Genomic DNA, 20737 nt, shown 5'->3' on the forward strand with positions numbered 1-20737 from the left:
TTTCTTAATGAGAAGAATCTATTTTGAATACTTGGTGGGTCTGACGCTAATCTTCCTCATCAGTATCTATTCGTACGCTTTTGTCGTTTATAAGCTGGGTACCGACTACGAGTACATCCTGCGCGATCATCAAGCAGAAGCTTACCAAGAGCTGATTAGCATGATTGCGAGCGAGAAGGGAATAGTCGAAACCGAAACCATTTTGACAAACTATGCGGAAAAAACGCGCCAAAATCTTCGTATTGTAGATTTTGAAGCCGCACCTAAAATGGTTCAAAAAGCATTCAGTAATCCAGATGTAAACGTGTACTACCATGAAGAAGACTTTCTTTGGCTGCGCTTACCTGGCAGTCAAAGCGTGTACGAATTATCGGACAACAAAGACTCTTTCCTAAGGAAAAAGATAAAGACCGAGAACCGATTCATTTGGGTGTTTGCCATTACAGGCTTTGCCTTCAGTGGTCTTTTCTTAGTGTGGCGAATCAAACGTCGTTTGAAGAATTTAGAATTGGTTACGGTTGCGTTTTCTAATGGCGAATTGATGCAGCGCGCCTCCGAGAAAAATAGCATTAAGCTTGGTACGCTTAACCGCAGTTTTAACGTGATGGCGGATAAGATTCGCGACCTAATCAACAGTAATAAATCTCTGACCAATGCTGTTGCTCATGAGCTGAGAACACCGATTTTTCGTATTCAATGGCAAGCAGAGCTATTGAGCGATTTGGATCCTACGGACAAACAGTCGAAGGCAATAGCTCGCATTCTTGCTGACACCGAAGAGATGGAAGACATGGTCGATGAGCTGCTTTACTACTCGCGACTGGAGCGAGGGGGCTCTGAACTTCAGTTGCAGCCTGTCGATATGAATAACTGGCTGGATGAGCGATGTGCCATATGGGAAAAAGAGACTACGCTTGACCTCGTAAAGGTGCCTCTTAAAGAGTCTGTCCCTTTGAACGTTGACCTCAAACTGTTTAATCGCGCCGTAGACAACATTGTACGTAACGCATTTAAGTTCGCTGATTCGAAGATTGTGATTGAGCTTTGGTATAACGATGGGGAAGTTGTGGTTGAAGTGCATGATGATGGCAAAGGTGTTGAGTCGGAGCACTGGCCATTCTTGTTTGATCCTTTCTACAGCGCAAATGCAGCAAGGAATAAAGGTAAAACTGGACATGGACTAGGCCTTGCTATTGTAAAGCAGGTGTGTGAACGTCATCAGGCTCAAGTGACCGTGGGAGAGAGTTATCTTGATGGTGCTTGCTTTGCGCTCTCTTTCCCTCGTGTTGAGGCGTAAATAGAAGATGGTTATTTTGTTGGTTTCCCATTACACTGCGCTGCATACGATAAAGAACATGTTTTAGGTAAGTTCATCATGGACCAAGAATACTACGAAGACGCTGATTACGATGAAGTGGATCAGTATGGCGAAGAAGGCGAAGAGATTGAGATTGAAGCGATTGGTGTTGACGTCTCATCACAACCTATCGAGCTATATAAAGTCTTTAAGATCGCTAACCTAGTTGGCGGTGGCGGTGAGGCCAAGCACGTGATTTCTGAAGGTTACGTTGCGGTAAATGGTGAGCTAGAAACTCGTAAGCGTCGCAAAATGTACGATGGTGACTTCTTTGAGTTCAACCAAGAGTACTACGTGGTTTGTTGTGATCAGCCTGTTCAAGAAGTGGTTGAGAAACCAAAGAAAAAAGAAGAGCCTAAACAGCAGCATAAATCTAAGCGTTCTTCTAAGCAGAAAAATAAGAGCGCTAATCAAGGCCAAAATTTGAGTGCTTCCGCTGAGCCACGTAAACAGAAGAACAAATCTACCAATAAGCCTAAGGCTCAAAACGAGAAGTCAAAGCCACAACGTGATGAGAAGAGTGGTCGTAACTCTATCGACTTCTTCTAATCAAGTGACTTTAAGTTAGATCCTACCTTTTTCAGATGTGAGGCTAGAAATCATCGCCTCGCGTCTGATATCCAATATCTCATCAATCAGTTTCTGTTTTGCGTTCAAGCCAAAGTGATTGGAATAGTTGTTGATCTGATTCACTTCTGAAGCCTGCAACTTATAAACCTGCTTCTTCAGGCGTGTTTTCGCTTCACTTTTGATCATGCCGCGCTGTTGCAATAGGGCGATGATTTTGTTGTCTAAAGGGTGTTTTGCCTGTGACATATCTTCTTAATCAGAGGTTTAGTTAAACTTCGCAGGGTAATCTACAGGCGAGAGATGACAGATTTGTGACGTTATTGTCGCGTTTCGTTTACAGGTTTATAGAGCGTCGTGCTGATATGGTTAGCAAATGCAAAGTAAAAAGCGGGCCATGGATGAATAGCCCGGTTTTTGTTTTGGTTGAGTCATTAAGGTGAATAGAGCTAGGCTCAACGAATGACGAAGTGCGAAATTAATTCACTCTGGCGACTAGATAACTCATTTAAGGACTCACTGTTGCGCGCTGACTGATTGACTTCTTCGGCAATACTGACGGCTTTTTTGGATATATAAGCGATGTTACTCATGACTTCCTGTGCAACATTGCTCTGTTTTATTGATTCATCAGCTATGTGGCGGCTCATTTCATTAATGGTTGAGAGCCTTGTGACCATAATATCCAACGATTGGTTGCTGAGATTGGTTTGATTTACTGATGCGGCAGCTTTTTTTAGATTGTTCTCTACTAGCATTACCGCGTTTTCGGCTTGAGACTGAAGGTTGCTGATCATTGTATCAATGTCATTAGCAGAGCTTTGCGTTCGAGTTGCTAGCGAGCGTACTTCATCTGCGACTACGGCGAATCCTCGTCCTTGTTCTCCGGCGCGAGCCGCTTCAATCGCAGCATTGAGTGCCAATAGGTTGGTTTGCTCAGAGATTGATTGAATCACCGTGAGAATATCTCCAATTTGGCGAGATTCATTTGAGAGTTGATGAATAACATCGGTTGCTTCGACTAGCGAGCTCTGCAACTGGCTAACAAAGGTCAGATTTTGCTGCATGCTGTCCATGTTGTTGTGAGCTAACACTGTGATTTTATCTACTTCATCACTGGTCTCTTTGGCTGAGCTGGAGACACTGTCGATGGCTATCTTCATTTCCGTTACCGATTGACGAATGGTGTCGGTCTGTTTCTGCTGCTTAGCGACGTCAATGTTGGTTTTATTGCTCAATATGTGGCTTTCATTGGCGACATCGCTCAATGTGTCTGCAGACTGTTGAACTTGGGTGATTACGTTACTTAGCTGAGAACCTAACGCGTTGATATTGAGAGCGATGGCACCCAGTTCAGATTGAAAACCCGTTTCAATACGATGAGTAAGATCGCCGGAAGTCAGCTTGTCGAGTGCTTCAACAATCTTACGTAGTGGCCTCTTTATCGATAATACAATCGTCGACGAGATGGCTAGGGCAATAAGAGTAGAAATCACGGCCAGTGAAGCGTTAAGGAGTAGTGCTCTGTTTGAGTCTTGCTGTGCTTCATCAGCGGTTTGGCTTACCAATGATCCGATATCACTTCCCATAAGCTCAAAGCTGTTTATGGCACTGTCCATGTCTGCAGCAAGCTGGCGCAGAAGTTGTTCGCTGGTGGCTGTTAGCTGAATATAGGTAAGGTGTTGTTGAAGTACCCCTTGCGGCTGTTCAATGGCACGTATTAGTTGGCTCAAATAGAAGCTGATGCTATCTTTACTCTCTGGCATCGAGATAGGGACTCGCTTTGCTTTATCTTTAAATCTTTCAATGTGAGCGATTAATTCCTTTTTGACCACCTCAGCGTCATCAACATCTTCCATTGCGTAGATCTTCTGCAGATAACGGTCAGCACCTGTTCCTTGTGCGACTAAGTAGTTCAGGTTGCGGTTATTGGTGCGTTGTCTGTTGGCTTTTGCTATAGCTGCTAGGTCGCTGATGTCTTGCTCGAAGAATTTCCATTTTTCATCAAACTGATTTAGCTCTTGAGATGTTTTGTGTCGCGCACTCATGCGCCCGTTTTTCACGTCTATCTGTTGTTCTGCCCCTATGAATATTCGCTGAGCGATGGTATCGAGTTCAGAAAGGTGAGCTTGAAGGGCAGGGAACGGGCTTATCTGATTGTAGAACTCTTGATAGTTACTCAAATATCTCTGTTTCTCTTCATAAAACTCTTGTTCCAACTTATTACGATTAGCAACCGAATCTGTATTTGCATGTACCAATACAGCACGATTTACATTCTGTAAGTTCTGACCTAATAGATTTGACTGAGCTAGGAGGTTAGTCATTTTTACGGAAGCGAGTTCAAGTTGTTGTGCCATTTTACTCTGATTGAAATAAGCAAAAACACTAATGGCCACAACAAAAGTTATAACGATACCAAAGCCAATGATAATTCGTTGAATAATGGATAAATGCATTAGGACCTCAATAGTTAGTTCCATTTAACTTTGAATTGAAGGTATGAATAATATGGCGACGTTTTAATTATTATTCGCAGGTTATTCATTCACAAATTCAGGAGGTTAGTCGGTGTATATGAACCTTTAATGAATGCATATTGTTGTTCAATGTATTTAATCAAAATGCTGCTGTTTATTTTTGTTAGATTGCTTTTTTTATTTAAATGTTTCTAGGTAATCATTCTAATGAACTATCGTTACGCAAACTTTTTGTTGGTGTTTAGTCGTCAAAACTAAATAGTAAATGTTAGTTTTTATTACCGGACATTTGATGTTTCTCTTTAAATTCAATGGTTTATGGTTTCACTGGCCTTGGCTATGCTTGGCTTTATGAATGTGATTGATGATTTATAGATATGTAACTTATGATTAATTTTTGTGCAATAAATATGTCACAAGCCTTTGGTTGAATTGTTGCAGTTCAAAACATAAATCGAACTGATTATTCAGCATCTTAATGATTACAGATGTTTAACTCCATTAATTCATTTATCAACTTGGAGGTTGATGTGAAAATTAAAGCGCTTATTGCTACTACAACGGTTGCTCTGACAATGGCTACAGGTGGTGTTGCTAATGCTGCATCTCGTGACTATATCAGTATTGTTGGTTCATCGACTGTATTCCCATTCGCGACTGTTGTTGCAGAGCGATTTGGCCGTACTTCTTCTTATCCGGTGCCAAAAATTGAATCAACAGGTTCAGGCGGCGGTTTAAAACTATTTTGTGCGGGTATCGGTGAAAATACACCAGATATCACCAATGCTTCTCGTAAGATTAAATCTTCAGAAGTTGAATTGTGTGCTAAAAACGGTGTTAACGACATTGTTGAAATTAAGATTGGCTTTGACGGCATCGTTTTAGCTAACTCTAAAAAAGCTGAGCAATTTGAACTGTCTCTACAAGACGTTTACAAAGGCGTAGCGAAAATGGTGCCTGATGCAAACGGCAACCTAGTAGAGAACCCATACAAGACATGGAAAGAGGTGAACCCAGCTCTTCCAAACATCAAGATTGAAGTTCTTGGTCCACCACCAACATCAGGTACGCGTGATGCATTTGCTGAGCTTGCACTTGAAGGCGGTTGTAAGACTTTCCCTGAAATCAAAGCACTTAAAAAGACTGACAAGAAGAAATACAAAGCGGTTTGTCACTCTGTACGTGAAGACGGCGGCTACATCGAAGCGGGTGAGAACGATAACCTAATCGTTCAGAAGCTGGCTGCAAACCCGAATGCTGTCGGCGTATTTGGTTACTCTTTCCTTGAAGAAAACGCAGACAAGGTTCAACCATCAATCGTAAATGGTGTTGAGCCAACATTTGAGGCGATTGGTTCTGGTGAGTACCCAGTATCTCGCTCTCTGTACTTCTACGTGAAAGAAGCGCACAAAGACACAATTCCTGGTCTTAAAGAGTACGTTGCTGCGTTCACTTCTGAGCAAGCTATTGGTGACGAAGGTTACCTAGCTGACCGTGGTCTTATCCCACTTTCTGCAAGAGATTGGAAACTGGTTCGCGCTGCAGGCACAGAGCTTAAGCCAAACCTATAATCCATCGTGAATGAACGGGGAGCCTTTTTGAGGTTACCCCGTTATTAGTTTCAGAGGTCCTATGAATTCTTTGCTTATGATCTTGCTGCTTGGTATCTCGACGGTTGCCTATGTGGTGACTAAAAATCGTTCCAAACAGCTGGCTCATTCAAACGGCGGATTAAGATACCTTCACTCCAGACCTTCCTACTACGCAACGTTAGCCGCAATTTTAGCTGCTATCCCAGCGTTGCTCATTTTTGCTGTCTGGAGCGCTTTCTATCCTTCCATTGTTGAGTCGATGGTGATGTCAAACCTGCCGAGCAGTGTCCTATCGGGTGGTACGAATCCTTCACTGTTATTCAGTCAAATAAAACACGTTGCTGATGGCATCACGACAACAGACCAAGAATGGTTAAACAATGCGTCTCAAAATTACATTCATGTGATTGAGTCGGGTAACAACCTTCGCTTCGCTACCTTGATCGCCATCTCGTTCGCTGGCTTGGCCGTGGGCTTGAAGTTAGTGCGACCAAAAGTCAAAGCACGTGTTTATGTCGAAAACATACTGCAGATGTTCTTAGTCATCTGTTCAGTGATCGCGATTTTAACGACGCTGGGTATTGTTCTTTCGGTGCTGTTCGAAGCGATTCGTTTTTTCAATATTGTTCCTGTGACTGACTTCATCTTTGGTTTGGAGTGGTCTCCGCAAGTAGCTTTGCGCGCAGACCAGCAAGGGGCAAGTGGCGCCTTTGGCTTTATTCCTTTGTTTGTCGGCACCTTAATGATCTCAGCCATCGCGATGTGCATTGCTGCGCCGGTTGGTTTGATGAGCGCAATTTATCTCGCGGAATACGCTTCTCCGCGCATTCGCAGTGTGGCAAAGCCAGTACTTGAAGTGTTAGCGGGTATTCCCACGGTGGTTTACGGTTTCTTTGCCGCTTTAGTTGTTGCGCCTTTGATTCGTGATACCGCACATGCTGTGGGCTTAACATCGGCATCATCAGAAAGTGCATTAGCGGCGGGCCTTATCATGGGCATCATGATCATTCCTTTCGTTTCTTCTTTGTCGGATGACGTGATTACTGCCGTACCGCAATCGCTACGCGATGGTTCGTTAAGCCTTGGGGCAACAGAGTCTGAAACCATTAGAAATGTCGTTCTTCCAGCTGCGCTTCCGGGCATTGTAGGTGGTTTGTTGTTGGCCGTATCACGCGCCATTGGTGAAACCATGATTGTAGTGATGGCTGCGGGCTTGTCTGCCAACCTCACGGCAAATCCACTCGAATCAGTAACCACCATTACCGTTCAGATTGTTACCTTGCTTGTTGGTGACCAAGAGTTTGACAGCCCGAAAACCCTAGCTGCATTTGCACTAGGACTGTCTCTGTTTGTGGTGACGCTCGTGCTGAACTTTGTTGCGCTACGCATCGTTAAGAAATATCGAGAACAATATGACTAGTGTCTTAAACGAAATATCAAAGACTAAAAAAGCCAAAGTAAAGGCGAGTTTAGCGAAAAGGAAATCCAAAGAAGGTCGTTTTCGTTGGTATGGCATTGTATCAATCAGTTCGGCAATCCTATTTTTGGTTGTGCTGATTGCTTCGATCACTTCTCAGGGCTATACCGCGTTCATGACGACGGAGCTCAAGCTTGAAGTGAGCTTAGATCATGAGACGCTTGGTTTGATCAATGAATCACCCAATGAGACAGAACTATTTAGTGCTAACTATATGAAAGCACTGCGTAATGCCCTTAAAGAAGAGATTGAAGTTAATGGCCGCAAAGAGCGAAAGGCCCTGTACTCATTTATCTCTCGAGGTGCCGAGTACGACTTGCGTGACATGGTGGTTGCGAATCCATCCTTGGTCGGCACAGAGATCACTTATTGGGCGTTAACGGGCGATCTGTTCAACCAGTACAACAAAGGCAATGTCGATGCCTCGATTCCGGAAGATTCGCGCAAGTTTAAAGACAATCAAGTCGCTTGGTTCGAGCAGTTAGATAACCAAGGCAAAGTGAGAACGGTGTTTAACCAGAACTTCTTTACCAATGGCGACAGCCGAGATGCTGAACTTGCTGGTATTTGGGGCGCAATGGTTGGATCTTTCTACACCTTATTGGTCTGTTTCTGTATTAGCTTCCCAATTGGGGTGGCAGCCGCGACTTATTTAGAAGAGTTCGCACCTAAGAACAAAATCACTGACATGATCGAGATTAACATCAACAATTTAGCGGCTGTTCCATCGATCGTGTTCGGTTTGCTTGGTTTGGCGATCTTCCTGAATGTGGCGGAACTGCCTCGCTCAGCGCCAATTGTCGGTGGCTTAGTTCTGTCCTTGATGACACTGCCCACTATCATTATTTCAAGTCGAGCCGCGATTAAAGCGGTACCGCCTTCGATTAAGGATGCGGCATTGGGAGTAGGGGCATCTAAGATGCAGTCTGTTACGCACCACGTATTGCCTTTGGCGATGCCGGGGATGCTGACAGGAACGATTATCGGCATGGCGCAAGCTCTGGGTGAAACCGCTCCACTGATTATGATTGGTATGGTGGCTTTCATAGTTGATGTGCCACAAGGGCCATTCGACGCAGCAAGTGCACTGCCTGTACAAATTTACTTGTGGGCTGAAAACCCAGAGAAAGGTTTCGCTGAGAATACTTCTGGCGCAATCATGGTTTTGCTTTTCTTCTTAGCCTTTATGAATTCATGCGCGGTGATGCTGCGTAAACGTTTAGAACGCCGTTGGTAGGAGTGCTTCTCAAATGACTGAAAATATTCAAACTTTATCTGGCCAACTGCAAGTTGAAGTCCAAGCAGCAAATTCGGTTCATCATCGTCTAGATGAATCGAGAGAGACTGTCGGTTTGCCTTTTATCGACCAAGCGCGTATGTCAGCGCGCAATGTTGATGTGTTTTACGACCATGGACAAAAGCAGGCGATCAAAAATGTCAGCTTAGACATTGGCGAACGCGAAGTCTTATCTATGATTGGCCCGTCGGGCTGTGGTAAGTCGACGTTCTTGCGTTGTTTGAACCGCATGAACGATACCGTCGATGGTTGTGTCATCAACGGAAGCATCACGTTGGATAACCAAGATATCTACTCTAAAGATCAAGAAATTGTTGAGCTACGCTCGCAAGTGGGGATGGTGTTTCAAAGACCAAACCCATTCCCTAAGTCGATTTATGACAACATTATCTACGGCCCGCGTTTGCATGGTTTGGTAGAGAAGAAGTCTGACATGGACATGGTGGTTGAAGAGTCACTGACCAAAGCGGGTTTGTGGGATGAAGTGAAAGACCGTCTTGACCATCCAGCGACAGGGCTTTCAGGCGGGCAACAACAACGTTTGTGTATCGCACGTACTATCGCCATTAGCCCTGAAGTAATTCTGATGGATGAGCCCTGTTCTGCGCTTGACCCGATTGCGACTGAAGTGATTGAAGAGTTGATTCATGATCTTAAAAAGCAATTCAGTATCGTGATTGTCACGCACTCAATGCAGCAAGCTTTGCGTGTTTCCGACCGTACCGCTTACTTTCACTTGGGTGACTTGATCGAAGTAAATGAAACCAAGGAAGTGTTTCATAACCCACAACACCGTTTGACTAGGGACTATATCAGTGGCCGCTTTGGGTAATCCTATTGGGCGAGGCAACAAATTGGATAGCAGGGCTAAGGGCTCTGCTTTCACTCGCCGCACAACCGCACCTCTAAAACGAAAGCGTATTTTCGTGTTGGGGGACTCGAGCAATGATCTGGCTTTGTTTGCTGCGCAGCAGCTTGATATCAAGTGCTATGGTCATTTCGATATTATTTGTTACTCGATTCCAACCTCTGCTGTGGGCGATCGGGCCAATGTGCAGACATTCGGTCGGGTGGATAAATTGGATGGTGATTTTACGGCAGGGCACTATGACCTGCTGATCACGGTGAGCTTGAATGCCATTCAAATGGTCTCTCCGATGCCAACCTACGACAAATTATTGTTTTGGGATGTAGAGAAGACGGAAAATGAATATGATGCCGTAATCGAGAACGTGAACTTCTTTATGTCACGATACATGTATGGCTAGAAAACACTTTTTGTGATTTAGCGTTGATTTTTAAACGCTTTTCTCTTCTCAATTTGTAACCAATTATAGAGCCGGATCATGTATATACATCGAATATACGATTCGCATTGGCTCTCTTGGCTTGTGTGTCTTAGAATCGAACTATTAAAAGTTTGAGTATCTAAGGTATGCAGTAATGGCCGCCAAAAAGAACAAAGCAAACGCGAAAGATAGCCAATTGATCATCCGGATAAATAGCGAGTTGAAAGACAGCTTTATATCGCTGTGTGATGATATGGATACGTCTGCGGCGCGTGAGATTCGCCAGTTCATAAAGAAATTCGTGGCCGAGAATCAAACCAACAGCGATGAAAGCTCGGAACAATAATTACTAACGGCAAAACAGTGATAACAGTAGTAACGTCGCGCCAGTATCGATTTTGCAGTTAACTGTTAAGCTCATCTTCAGTCGTTCATTTTATTCTTTAAACATCTGTGATGTTCTCGAATTCAACGAGAATATCCTTATCCTCTCATTCTTTATCTAAACTGTTCTACCAACCAGTTACTTCTATCCGACCTACGCTTTGCCAGATTTGGTCAACTAGCGACTGCGTTTTGACTATGATTGATCAAAGCTTACTCAATCTTCACTGTTTCTAGAGCGCTGTCTTTTTAGAAAACTGTCTTTTGAAAGCTTCGTCTTTTGGGGTAACGAGCAGCGCTTAAGCCATGGTAAATAGAGTCGCGACAATCACTAATGCGACAATACCAATACGTTCTAGTAAACCAAATACTGGTTGTTCAACCGTGTGATTGAATGTATGTGTTTGTTTCATATAAACCTCTCTCTTCTGTATTGTTGATGTATATACATTGTAGTACAGAAGTATATCTGTTGTACAAAATATGAGCGGTGAATCTGCGGTTTTTTTGTTCAAATTCATGTAGCGCGGTTTTTACGTTATTACTCAACAATGTCCGCTTATATTTACACGTAACTTCGTCTATTGAATTAAGAGTTAGCTGTTGCAATTATGATTATATTTCAATAGGTTAAATGGTTGGCTAGTCAATAAAAGAATAAGGACATCGGCATGTTACTACCAAAACCTCTAAAACGCGGTGATAAGATTGCGTTCTTCTCGCCATCGTCTCCTGCAACGGTTTTTGCCCCAAAACGTTTCGCGAGAGCTAAACAGTATCTAGAGAGTAAAGGCTTTGAGCTTGTGGCAGGGGAGCTCACAGGTAAATCAGACGGTTATCGTTCTGGGTCGATTCAGGAGCGCGCGGCTGAACTTAATGCCTTGATTCGAGATCCGAGTGTGCGTTGTATTATGTCAACGATCGGCGGTAATAACAGTAATGCGCTGTTGCCTTACATTGATTACCAAGCTCTGCGTGACGATCCTAAAATCATTATTGGCTATTCCGATGTGACAGCACTTCTCATGGGTATCTATGCCCAAACGGGTATCCCAACTTTCTATGGTCCAGCGCTTGTTGCTTCGTTTGGTGAATTTGCACCACTGGTGGATGAGACTTTCTCTTCTTTCCATCAAATTCTCTGCCAAGATCTCGATACACATACTTACGCTATGCCTGCGGTATGGACAGATTTCCGCGCCGAGTGGGAAACCCAAGACAAAGCAAAACCTGTCTATCAGAACGAATGGCAATACCTAGGCACTGGTGTTGTCGAAGGTCGTATCATCGGTGGCAACCTCAATACTATGGGGGCCATTTGGGGTAGTGAATACATGCCTGAAATAAAGCAGGGCGATATTTTGCTGGTTGAAGATTGCATGCTTGGAATTGAAACGGTAGAGCGTTCTTTTTCACTACTCAAGGCGTGCGGCATTTTCGACCGTGTGTCTGCAATTGTACTCGGCAAGCATGAGCTCTTTAACGACAGAGCAACAGGCCGAACACCACTAGACGTATTGTTAGAGGTGTTAAATGGTCAAAATGTGCCGATCTTATCAGGTTTTGATTGCTGTCATACCCATCCAATGTTCACTCTGCCATTAGGATCGAACTGTAAGATAGATTTTGATCAGCACTCTATTTCGATTTCCGGCGATTGGTTGAACCGCGATTAAGCTAATAGTTTTAACCCATCAACCCTTTCAATCAGCAAACCGTTATTGGTTTATCTTCAAATACTGCACGCACAAGTCATGAAAGGCTTGTGCTTGCGGAGAAATCGTCCTATCTGACAATCTGAATATACCAATCTGGCGCTTTAACGGCGGATCGATCAACGGAATCCAAGTTAAGCGGGTTTCGTTAGTTGGGAAGGCAAGTTTTGGCAACGTTGTTACCCCAATCCCAAGCTCAAGTACAGAAAATAGGGACGTGATGTTTTCTACCGAATAGAGTGCTTGTGCACTGAGCGTTCGCGCTGGAGTAGGGTCGAGTAGGGTACATGTGCCGTTTCTGATAAAGGGTTGTTGAAGCAAAGTCTGCCACTCTATCCCTTCTGGTTGACTGGCTATTGGATTGTCTTTCAAACAGACTACACCGATCGGGTCTGAGATCAATGGAGTAAAATCGATAGTGTCTTCATCGAGGCTTGAGCTGTTGCCTAGCGCGACATCAACCTCTCCAGACAATAGTCTTGCTTCTACGCCAGCCGCATTATCGTCAATTAAACTCACTTCTACATTCGGGTATTGCTCACAGAAGGCGCCTAGAACACTCGGGATTAATTTTGCGGCTACAGAGGGAACGCTGGCAATCCTTACTCTTCCTTGCTGACCTGCCGCCGCAGCGCGTAAGTCATTATCTAGTGCTTTATAAACATTCAAAAACTGAATGATTTTAGGTAGACATATTTCGCCAAATGGCGTCAGAGTTGACTTGTTGCCTGTTTCAAACAGGGGTTGTCCGAGTATCTTCTCTAACTCTTTAATCGATGTTGATAGTGCCGCTTGAGAGCGGTTGGCACGGTTCGCTGCGGCTCTAAAACCCCCTTCCTCGACCACAAAAACGAAATGTTTTAACTGCTGCAGTTTGATACTCATCCGTTTGAACCCCTCTCAATCCCTTGTTTCACCTTACTTTGTGCATGGTGATAAGTTTTATTTATCAAATGCACGAAATTTACCGTTAGATTTATCAGGCGTCAAGGTGCAATATTTAACCATCTTGAAACAAAGTTGTTACAAAGTTGGATTGAAACGTGAACGCACAAACTAAAAAACAGCCAGTAAAAACGGAACTATTCGCCTCTAAAGCGCCACTAGAGTGGGCCATTGTTAACAACGGTACTCTTTATACCGCTCAAATCCCAATTGATGATACGGGTGCGGTCGTTGAAGGTGGTATTGAAGCTCAAACGCGACAAACTTTTAACAATCTAAAACACACACTGGAGTGCGCAGGAGAGTCATTGGACTCAGTGCTTCAGGTGCTGATCTACGTGACCGACCGTGAATACCTAAAAACAGTTAACGCAATCTATGCGGAGCATTTTGAAGCGCCATACCCAAACCGAGCAGCGATGGTTGTGGCAGGGCTTGCAAGGGAAGAGATGCTAGTGGAATTTGTCGTGTATGCGTCTGCTTCGCCACAGGCATAAGGCATAGCCCTGGGTAATTGAAACGAACACAACTTAATTATTGAATCAATACAGAGCGACCGGACTCAACAGTCGCTAAGACGTGACAAGGATAGAATGATGACTCAACTAAACAATGTTCAAGCAGAAAATGCACTCTATATTGGTGGTGAATGGCAAGCAGGCGTGAGTACTGTTTCGAACATCAACCCTTCCGATATTTCAGAAAACCTTGGCGATTTCGCGCAAGCAAGCCCTGAACAAGTACAACAGGCTATCTCGGCAGCAAAACACGCTCAACCTGAATGGGAAAAAACGCCAATTGAGCGCAAGCAAGCTGTTCTACAGGCGATCGGTGATGAACTGATTGCGCGCTGTGACGAGCTTGGAACGTTACTTTCTCGTGAAGAGGGTAAGCCGTTTGCTGAAGGCCGTGGCGAAATCTATCGTGCAGGTCAGTTCTTCCAGTACTTCGCTGCTGAAGTACTTCGTCAAATTGGTGATAACGCAGCTTCCGTCCGTCCAGGGGTCTCCGTTGAAGTGACTCGTGAAGCCGTTGGCGTTATCGCCATTATCTCTCCTTGGAATTTCCCGACTGCGACCGCAGCTTGGAAAATTGCCCCAGCACTGGCTTTTGGTAACAGCGTTATTTGGAAGCCAGCGAATTTAACGCCAGCGAGTGCGGTTGCATTAACTGAGATCATCCACCGCCAAGGCATTCCAGCGGGTACGTTCAACCTTGTATTGGGCAGCGGTTCAACAGTAGGCGACGCACTGATTCATTCGAAAGATGTAAACGGTGTGAGCTTCACCGGTTCAGTGGATACAGGCCGTAAAGTTGCTGCCGCGACAGCGCCAAACTTCGTCCGTTGCCAATTGGAAATGGGCTCAAAGAATGCTCTGGTTATCGCAGACGATGCCGATATCCAGACGGCGGTTGACGCAACCATTGCTGGTTCATTCTCAGGTGCAGGTCAGAAATGTACAGCCTCTTCTCGTCTTGTGGTGATGGATAGCATCCACGATCAATACGTTGAAGCACTAATCAAACGCATGAGCGAACTCAAAGTAGGCCACGCACTTAAAGATGGCATTTTCATGGGCCCTGTTGTTGACGGTAAGCAGCTTGAAGCGAACTTCGAGTGGATTGAAAAGGCACGTCAAAGTGGTGCGGAATTGGCCTTCGGTGGAGAGCGCTTAAACCTCGAACACGAAGGCTACTACATGTCGCCAACGCTTTTCTTGAATACCCAAAACAGCTGGGAAGTGAACCAAGAAGAAGTGTTTGCTCCGATGGCGAGCGTTATTCGTGTAGCAGATTTAGAAGAAGCGATCGCTACGACCAACGATACGCGCTTTGGCCTAACTGGCGGCATCATTACTCAAAGTCTTCGCACAAGTGCGATGTTCAAAGAGCAGGCACAAACCGGGTGTGTGATGGTGAACCTACCAACAGCCGGAACGGATTATCACGTGCCATTTGGCGGACGCAAAGAGTCTAGCTTCGGTCCTCGTGAGCAGGGTCAGTATGCGAAAGAGTTCTACACCGTGGTTAAAACTGCGTATCAGCGCCCTTACTAACGCCTTTGTCACTGAACAAGGACGAAGCCCGAGTGTGGCTCGGGCTGAGTCAAACGTTCGATTTTGAGTTATTCAACAGGAGTGGTTATGTACCAGCAACGAATAGTTATCGATGGATTACAGTACTGCAATTGGGATCGAGAATATTTTCAAACATTGAAAGCCAGCGGCATTACTGCAGTACACGCGACGATTGTCTATCACGAGAATGCGCGTGAAACTCTGACTCGCTTTGCTGAATGGAACCTAAGGTTTGAACAGAACGCTGACCTTATCATGCCAATCCACTCAATGGCGGATGTCGAAAAAGCCAAACAGCTAGGCAAGGTTGGCATCTTCATGGGCGCTCAGAACTGTTCACCAATCGACGATGAAATTGGTTTGATTGAAGTAATGCGCCAGCAAGGGCTTTTAATCATGCAGCTTACTTACAACAACCAGAGTCTATTAGCGACCGGTTGTTATGAGCAGCACGATACCGGTGTTACTCGTTTTGGTAAGCAAGCGATCGAGGAGATGAACCGTGTCGGCATGATCATCGACATGTCACACAGCGCCGAGCGCTCAACGCTTGAAGCGATCGACCTCTCTTCGCGCCCAATCTGTATTAGCCATGCGAACCCAACTTTTGCTCACGATGCATTGCGAAACAAATCCAATGAAGTGATCAAAGCGCTAACCGCACGCGGCGGCTTGATTGGCTTTAGCTTATACCCATTCCACTTACCAAACGGCAGCCAATGTTCGCTTGAAGATTTTTGCCAAATGGTCGCGAAAACAGCAGACATGGTGGGCGTTGAGCACTTAGGTATCGGTAGCGACTTGTGTTTGAACCAACCTCAATCGGTGCTGGAGTGGATGCGTAATGGTCGCTGGTCAAAGGCGATGGATTACGGAGAGGGCTCTGCTAGCAATTCTGGCTGGCCAGACGCACTGCCATGGTTCTGTGGAAGCACTGGCATGGAAAACATTTATAACGGTTTGATGAGTCACGGCTTTAGTGAAGCCGAGGCCGGAAAAATACTAGGTGAAAACTGGTTTAACTTCTTAAGTGATGGCTTAGAGCCGCTTGCTAAAGAGTAGGACGAAACAAAAGGAAACATTATACCAGATAGGCCTAAACATGGACTAGCCTGCCCAAGACAACAATAACAGGGCAGGTGTTAAATACACCGCTTGCAGCCATCATTGTTATGAGAGCTGCAAAGAAACCTCTGGAGTCAGAGTATGTCTGATTTAACCAATAGCGTGAAACCGAATGGTCTGGAAGCTGCGAGCATGAACGCCTCGTCGAAGAAAGACAAACAGAAGTCAGATTCGAATACTGCGAACAATACGAAGGACGTAAACAACGACAAGTTGGGATTGAGCAACCCCGCTCTATGGTACAGCGGCGGGTTCATCGCACTGTTTGTTGCCCTAGCGCTTTATGATGGAGAGCTTTTATCTAGCCTCGTAAACAGCGGCTTTGCATGGTCAGTGAAAGTCTTTGGCCCATATTGGCAGCTGCTTCTTCTGCTTACTTTTCTTATTGGTCTTGGCTTAGCGGCAGGGCGAACAGGCAAGGTAGTTCTTGGTGGAACAGATAAGCCCGAGATGGACGGCTTCCGCTGGATGGCAATCATCTTTTGTACACTGCTGGCTGGTGGTGGCGTGTTCTGGGCAGCAGCAGAGCCTATCGCACACTATGTAAGCCCACCGCCTTTGTATGGTGCGCAAGAGAGTGCACAGCAAGGCGCGGTTAATGCATTATCGCAATCCTTTATGCACTGGGGTTTCTTGGCATGGGCGATTGTCGGTAGTTTGACTTCGATTGTGGTGATGCACCTTCATTACGATAAAGGCTTGCCACTGAAACCGCGCATCCTACTTTATCCTGTATTGGGTGAGCGAGCGCTAAAAGGGCATACAGGAGCGCTGATTGACGCTTGTTGTATTGTTGCGGTTGCGGCGGGAACCATCGGTCCAATTGGCTTCTTAGGACTACAAGTTAGCTACGCATTGAATGCCTTGTTCGAGATACCTGACGGCTTTACAACCCAACTGATCATCATCCTGTTTGCTATTGCCTTGTATACGTTGTCTGCACTGAGTGGCCTAAATCGTGGTATGCAATTGCTGAGTCGTTACAACGTGATTCTTGCGATGGCACTGATGGTCTACATCCTACTGTTTGGTCCAACTAACTTTATCTTCAATGGCTACATTCAAGGCGTGGGTAGCATGCTGGATAACTTTATTCCAATGGCGACCTACCGTGGTGATGAAGGCTGGTTGAGCTGGTGGACGGTGTTCTTCTGGGGTTGGTTCTTAGGCTATGGACCAATGATGGCAATCTTTATTGCCCGTATTTCTCGCGGTAGAAACATCCGCCAGATTGTGACGACGATTAGTGTTGTTGCGCCATTGGTAACTTGCTTCTGGTTCACCATCGTAGGTGGCTCTGGTCTAGCGTTTGAAATTGCTGACCCAGGTAGTGTGAGTAAGGCATTCGAAGGATTTAACTTACCGGGAGCACTGCTGGCGGTAACGCAACAGCTACCAATGCCAATGTTGGTGTCAATCTTATTCCTAATTCTAACCACGATCTTCATCGTGACGACAGGTGACTCTATGACGTACACCATCAGTGTTGTGATCAGTGGTGAGACGGAGCCAAATGCCATCATTCGTACATTCTGGGGTGTGGCTATGGGTGTGACGGCATTGATCCTCATCTCATTAGGCTCTGGCGGAATATCTGCACTGCAATCTTTCATTGTCATTACTGCAGTACCAGTTTCGTTGATTCTTTTACCATCACTTTGGAATGCGCCACAAATCGCAATCAAGATGGCAAAAGAGCAAGGTCTATAAACAAAACAACAAGGGTTATAAGTAAAACAACAATTAGGGGCGAAAGGCTCGCCCCAATTCATTCAATAACGTGAAAACTAACCCTCGGCTGGGAACGGTTAGTGATACTAAATAACTATAAAGGTGGTGAGCAAAATGGATGCACATCGTTCAACCTACACTGAATCCGAACTACGTAACGCAGAGAGTGTTATGGCGCCAGAAAGGCTAGGCGCAATGCACCAAACTCGCATCAGCTTTGTAAGAACGCTGATTCGAAAAATGGCACAACAGCAATGGCAAGTAACTAAGCACGATTGGCAACTATGTCCGAGAGGTTTTGGTCATGTGATTTACAAATTAGCGACGCCAACGCATGTTTATCACTTGGTTGTCTTCTGTGATGAGATCGCAGATGAAGAGCGTAATGACCGAGTGATCGCTGAAAAGTGGGACGTCACGTTCGCACTGGTTATCGGTGACGTCGACCAAGCACTCCTTGAACGCCTTCGAGCAAATGTTCCACTGCAGGAAGCGGGCCGTAACCCGAATAATGTTTTGGTTCTAGCGCGTGCCAACAAGAGTGTCCGAGTGTTCGAACATATTGTGAGCCATCTTGCTCAAGGCAAACAGCCAACACCAGCTGAGTTGGCAGAAGTGGGTTACATACTGAGAACCACAGCCGTCTATGGCAACGGCAAGTTCGGTATTGCGGATTTCAAAGTCCTAGAAAACAACCCAGACTTTAATCAGTCGTTTAGCGCTCAAATGTGTGCGGTGTATTTGCTGCGTGAGTTCAGCTTGGACTGGGTACATTACCTTGCACAGCAAACTAGTGGCGATGCGGCGGTGAAGCTCGACCGAGGTTTACAGAGATACCTTGGTGTTGGTAACGCGACTGGCTTAGGTATGGCGCCGTATCTTATTAATCACCCATGCATTGTTGATCAATGGATGACCACGCGTGAACATGCGCTGGCTGATGTGTTGGCACAATCGGTATCACAAGAAAAACTGTATCCACTTGAGCAATTAATAAATAAGGCGATCTGCCATTTGGAGCAAGTGATCACCATTAACGATCATCAACAAGAGTTAAACCAACAGGCCGTCACTGACCTAAAAGAGTTTAACGCGTCGTTGAGTCTAAACCTGGCTAAATGCAGAACATGGCAGCAGCTCGTTACTCAATCTCAAACAATGAGTCTCGAAGCCCAAGAAATACTCATTTCCTGCTTGATGGAGCTCTATCCAGATTTAGTGGATGCCCATCAAGATGAGATGAACTGTAGCGAGATGCTGTCACTCCCAAGCGGCAAAAAAGTTCAGGATATTTTGGTGCTTCTAGAGGCTAAATACCGCTGGGCGATTAATACAGATTTCACCAAAGCAGAAAACAACTACTGGTTCTGGTATCGCTCACAAGACAAAGAAGAGCCAAGACTCGGTGTACGTGGAGAAGAGCCGGGCGAGGAGCGTGAACTGCCGTTGGATATCGGTCGTCAAGCCTATCGTCTGTATCATGCTTTATTGCAATTCCCTCCGGAGTTGTCACTGGCTGAGTTCTTAGTACAGAACCCGCAATATCGAGCGATTTCAAGACGAGTTTGGTCACTAGGGCAGAGTGCGATGGGGGACATTCAAATGAACGTACTCCACAAATCGTCACTGCCGATGCACTTATTACGCTGTAAGTTAGCGATTTTTGGCGCGACTAAATTCGACCCTCGCTCAGACCGATGGGTTCGCGTGACCTTCTTCCAAGGCGCACCACTATTGGATGAAATCCATGAAGATGAGTGGTTATTCCCACTGTTACCAGAGCAAGTATCTTCATCAATACAGCACAATGTTGACGCCGCTAACCATACTGACTTTGAAGGGGATAAGTAATGATGATCGTTTCTCACAATGAACTTGTCGCGGCTGTGAACAAAGCTTTTCTTGGTATGCGTCGCTGTTGCGGTGAAGCGGATGTGGTTGCCAACATGGTGGCTGATTTGCAGATGGTGGGTTTAGACGGCGTGCGTCACTTCAACAACGCAAGCAACTACATTGGACTTGAGTCTGACACGCCAGTGGCTATTTCGGTGACCAGTGATAATACGGTAGAGGTTGACCTGCACAAAAGCAGCGTTGCATGCCATTTACCTGTGATCATGGATTACGCGATTGAAAAAATGGTCGGTAAAAAGGCGCTCAAAATTGAGCTTCTAAACTGCCACAATCGATGGTTGGCATATAGCGAGCTTGTAAAACTCGCTTCAAAGGGTATCGCTTGTACTGCGAGTTGGACAAATGGATCGAATCCAAAGCGCACCTTATATGTTCTAAACCGAGGTTGTGTTGCACCGGAGCTGTTCCTGTCAGACGAAGTCTCACCTCATGCCGATGATTATCACAATATGACCATTGAGCTGTCGATTCATGATTTCGATGTGGATGCGTTATCTCAAGGCTTTGAGCAACACATAACGTCTTCTTCTCTCACAGAAAGTCAGAGTAATGCTTGGCAAAATGGTATTGAGGTTGATGAAAAAGAGTGGGGCATATTGAAAGAAACGGCTACAGCGATATTGGTCGAAAACAGTCAACGATCTGTCCAAGGTGCTGGTGAGTTAGAACCGGAAACCATTTAAAACCGCAAGCTACTTCCATTGTTTTCTAGGAACATTGTTTTCTAGGAACCAATTGGAAGCTTAGTGACGCTGTCACTCATATATGCGTAATTAATAACCAAAG

17 protein-coding genes and 1 pseudogene are annotated in these 20737 nt (G+C 45.3%); 15 read left to right on the top strand and 3 right to left on the bottom strand.

Annotated features, from left to right (window positions below):
- Positions 1-7 precede the first annotated feature (7 nt).
- Both KI743_RS01415 and KI743_RS01420 read left to right on the top strand, forming a co-directional pair.
- The gene (locus KI743_RS01415; protein WP_285464432.1) at positions 8-1297 is read left to right on the top strand and encodes an ATP-binding protein; all 1290 of its coding nucleotides are present in this window, start codon (positions 8-10) and stop codon (positions 1295-1297) included.
- A 78-nt stretch (positions 1298-1375) separates the two neighbouring features.
- Positions 1376-1906 (top strand): RNA-binding S4 domain-containing protein, encoded by a 531-nt coding sequence (locus KI743_RS01420; RefSeq protein WP_032552384.1) that lies wholly within the window; start codon positions 1376-1378, stop codon positions 1904-1906.
- A 15-nt stretch (positions 1907-1921) separates the two neighbouring features.
- Here KI743_RS01420 and KI743_RS01425 read toward each other — a convergent pair whose 3' ends face one another.
- Both KI743_RS01425 and KI743_RS01430 read right to left on the bottom strand, forming a co-directional pair.
- On the bottom strand, positions 1922-2173 hold the full coding sequence (locus KI743_RS01425) for a hypothetical protein (RefSeq protein WP_032552385.1): 252 nt from the start codon (positions 2171-2173) through the stop codon (positions 1922-1924).
- 206 nt (positions 2174-2379) lie between these two features.
- The gene (locus KI743_RS01430; RefSeq protein WP_373417776.1) at positions 2380-4284 is read right to left on the bottom strand and encodes a methyl-accepting chemotaxis protein; all 1905 of its coding nucleotides are present in this window, start codon (positions 4282-4284) and stop codon (positions 2380-2382) included.
- A 650-nt stretch (positions 4285-4934) separates the two neighbouring features.
- Between KI743_RS01430 and KI743_RS01435 the strand changes: the two genes are divergently transcribed.
- The 7 genes from KI743_RS01435 (at position 4935) to KI743_RS01465 (ending at position 12119) form a co-directional block, all read left to right on the top strand.
- Complete coding sequence (locus KI743_RS01435; RefSeq protein ID WP_285405583.1) at positions 4935-5975, top strand: PstS family phosphate ABC transporter substrate-binding protein; 1041 nt, start codon at positions 4935-4937, stop codon at positions 5973-5975.
- 61 nt (positions 5976-6036) lie between these two features.
- Complete coding sequence (gene pstC / locus KI743_RS01440) at positions 6037-7416, top strand: phosphate ABC transporter permease subunit PstC (protein WP_285464437.1); 1380 nt, start codon at positions 6037-6039, stop codon at positions 7414-7416.
- Positions 7409-8710 (top strand): phosphate ABC transporter permease PstA, encoded by a 1302-nt coding sequence (gene pstA / locus KI743_RS01445; RefSeq protein ID WP_285464439.1) that lies wholly within the window; start codon positions 7409-7411, stop codon positions 8708-8710. Before pstC ends, pstA begins: the two co-directional genes overlap by 8 nt.
- Positions 8711-8834: 124 nt before the next feature.
- A complete protein-coding gene (pstB, locus tag KI743_RS01450; protein ID WP_373417787.1) occupies positions 8835-9602 on the top strand; it encodes a phosphate ABC transporter ATP-binding protein PstB in 768 nt (255 codons plus the stop codon).
- A complete protein-coding gene (locus tag KI743_RS01455) occupies positions 9586-10038 on the top strand; it encodes a hypothetical protein (RefSeq protein ID WP_285464441.1) in 453 nt (150 codons plus the stop codon). The genes pstB and KI743_RS01455 overlap by 17 nt, the downstream gene beginning before the upstream one ends.
- 175 nt (positions 10039-10213) lie before the next feature.
- Entirely contained in the window at positions 10214-10405 is a 192-nt protein-coding gene (locus tag KI743_RS01460) for a hypothetical protein (RefSeq protein WP_285405574.1), read from the top strand.
- Positions 10406-11114: 709 nt separating this feature from the next.
- Positions 11115-12119 carry a S66 peptidase family protein gene (locus KI743_RS01465; RefSeq protein ID WP_285464442.1) on the top strand — a complete coding sequence of 335 codons (1005 nt, stop codon included), beginning with the start codon at positions 11115-11117 and terminating at the stop codon, positions 12117-12119.
- A 42-nt stretch (positions 12120-12161) separates the two neighbouring features.
- Here the strand turns inward: KI743_RS01465 and KI743_RS01470 are convergent, their stop codons facing one another.
- On the bottom strand, positions 12162-13043 hold the full coding sequence (locus KI743_RS01470) for a LysR family transcriptional regulator (protein ID WP_285464444.1): 882 nt from the start codon (positions 13041-13043) through the stop codon (positions 12162-12164).
- A 158-nt stretch (positions 13044-13201) separates the two neighbouring features.
- Between KI743_RS01470 and KI743_RS01475 the strand changes: the two genes are divergently transcribed.
- The 6 genes and pseudogenes from KI743_RS01475 (at position 13202) to KI743_RS01500 (ending at position 20634) form a co-directional block, all read left to right on the top strand.
- Positions 13202-13600, top strand: coding sequence for a RidA family protein (locus KI743_RS01475; RefSeq protein ID WP_032552394.1), 399 nt, complete (start codon positions 13202-13204; stop codon positions 13598-13600).
- A 99-nt stretch (positions 13601-13699) separates the two neighbouring features.
- On the top strand, positions 13700-15160 hold the full coding sequence (locus tag KI743_RS01480; RefSeq protein WP_285464447.1) for an aldehyde dehydrogenase family protein: 1461 nt from the start codon (positions 13700-13702) through the stop codon (positions 15158-15160).
- A gap of 87 nt (positions 15161-15247) precedes the next feature.
- Positions 15248-16243: a membrane dipeptidase gene (locus KI743_RS01485; RefSeq protein ID WP_285464450.1), complete on the top strand. Its 996-nt coding sequence runs from the start codon at positions 15248-15250 to the stop codon at positions 16241-16243.
- Positions 16244-16510: 267 nt separating this feature from the next.
- Positions 16511-18016, top strand: a pseudogene (locus tag KI743_RS01490) (BCCT family transporter); the annotation flags it as partial.
- Between the two features lie 135 nt (positions 18017-18151).
- Entirely contained in the window at positions 18152-19888 is a 1737-nt protein-coding gene (locus KI743_RS01495; RefSeq protein WP_373417777.1) for a hypothetical protein, read from the top strand.
- Positions 19889-19890: 2 nt separating this feature from the next.
- Complete coding sequence (locus tag KI743_RS01500) at positions 19891-20634, top strand: DUF3726 domain-containing protein (protein WP_285465085.1); 744 nt, start codon at positions 19891-19893, stop codon at positions 20632-20634.
- Positions 20635-20737 lie beyond the last annotated feature (103 nt).

The sequence above is a fragment of the Vibrio sp. D420a genome, from assembly GCF_030248625.1.
Lineage (GTDB): Bacteria > Pseudomonadota > Gammaproteobacteria > Enterobacterales > Vibrionaceae > Vibrio > Vibrio fortis_A.

Excerpts from the sequence above, each read along its gene's own strand:
- KI743_RS01415 (WP_285464432.1), top strand. The coding sequence starts at position 8 with ATGAGAAGAATCTATTTTGAATACTTGGTGGGTCTGACGCTAATCTTC.
- KI743_RS01420 (WP_032552384.1), top strand. The coding sequence starts at position 1,376 with ATGGACCAAGAATACTACGAAGACGCTGATTACGATGAAGTGGATCAG.
- KI743_RS01425 (WP_032552385.1), bottom strand. The coding sequence starts at position 2,173 with ATGTCACAGGCAAAACACCCTTTAGACAACAAAATCATCGCCCTATTG.
- KI743_RS01430 (WP_373417776.1), bottom strand. The coding sequence starts at position 4,284 with ATGGCACAACAACTTGAACTCGCTTCCGTAAAAATGACTAACCTCCTA.
- pstC (WP_285464437.1), top strand. The coding sequence starts at position 6,037 with ATGAATTCTTTGCTTATGATCTTGCTGCTTGGTATCTCGACGGTTGCC.
- pstA (WP_285464439.1), top strand. The coding sequence starts at position 7,409 with ATGACTAGTGTCTTAAACGAAATATCAAAGACTAAAAAAGCCAAAGTA.
- KI743_RS01460 (WP_285405574.1), top strand. The coding sequence starts at position 10,214 with ATGGCCGCCAAAAAGAACAAAGCAAACGCGAAAGATAGCCAATTGATC.
- KI743_RS01465 (WP_285464442.1), top strand. The coding sequence starts at position 11,115 with ATGTTACTACCAAAACCTCTAAAACGCGGTGATAAGATTGCGTTCTTC.
- KI743_RS01470 (WP_285464444.1), bottom strand. The coding sequence starts at position 13,043 with ATGAGTATCAAACTGCAGCAGTTAAAACATTTCGTTTTTGTGGTCGAG.
- KI743_RS01480 (WP_285464447.1), top strand. The coding sequence starts at position 13,700 with ATGACTCAACTAAACAATGTTCAAGCAGAAAATGCACTCTATATTGGT.
- KI743_RS01485 (WP_285464450.1), top strand. The coding sequence starts at position 15,248 with ATGTACCAGCAACGAATAGTTATCGATGGATTACAGTACTGCAATTGG.
- KI743_RS01495 (WP_373417777.1), top strand. The coding sequence starts at position 18,152 with ATGGATGCACATCGTTCAACCTACACTGAATCCGAACTACGTAACGCA.
- KI743_RS01500 (WP_285465085.1), top strand. The coding sequence starts at position 19,891 with ATGATCGTTTCTCACAATGAACTTGTCGCGGCTGTGAACAAAGCTTTT.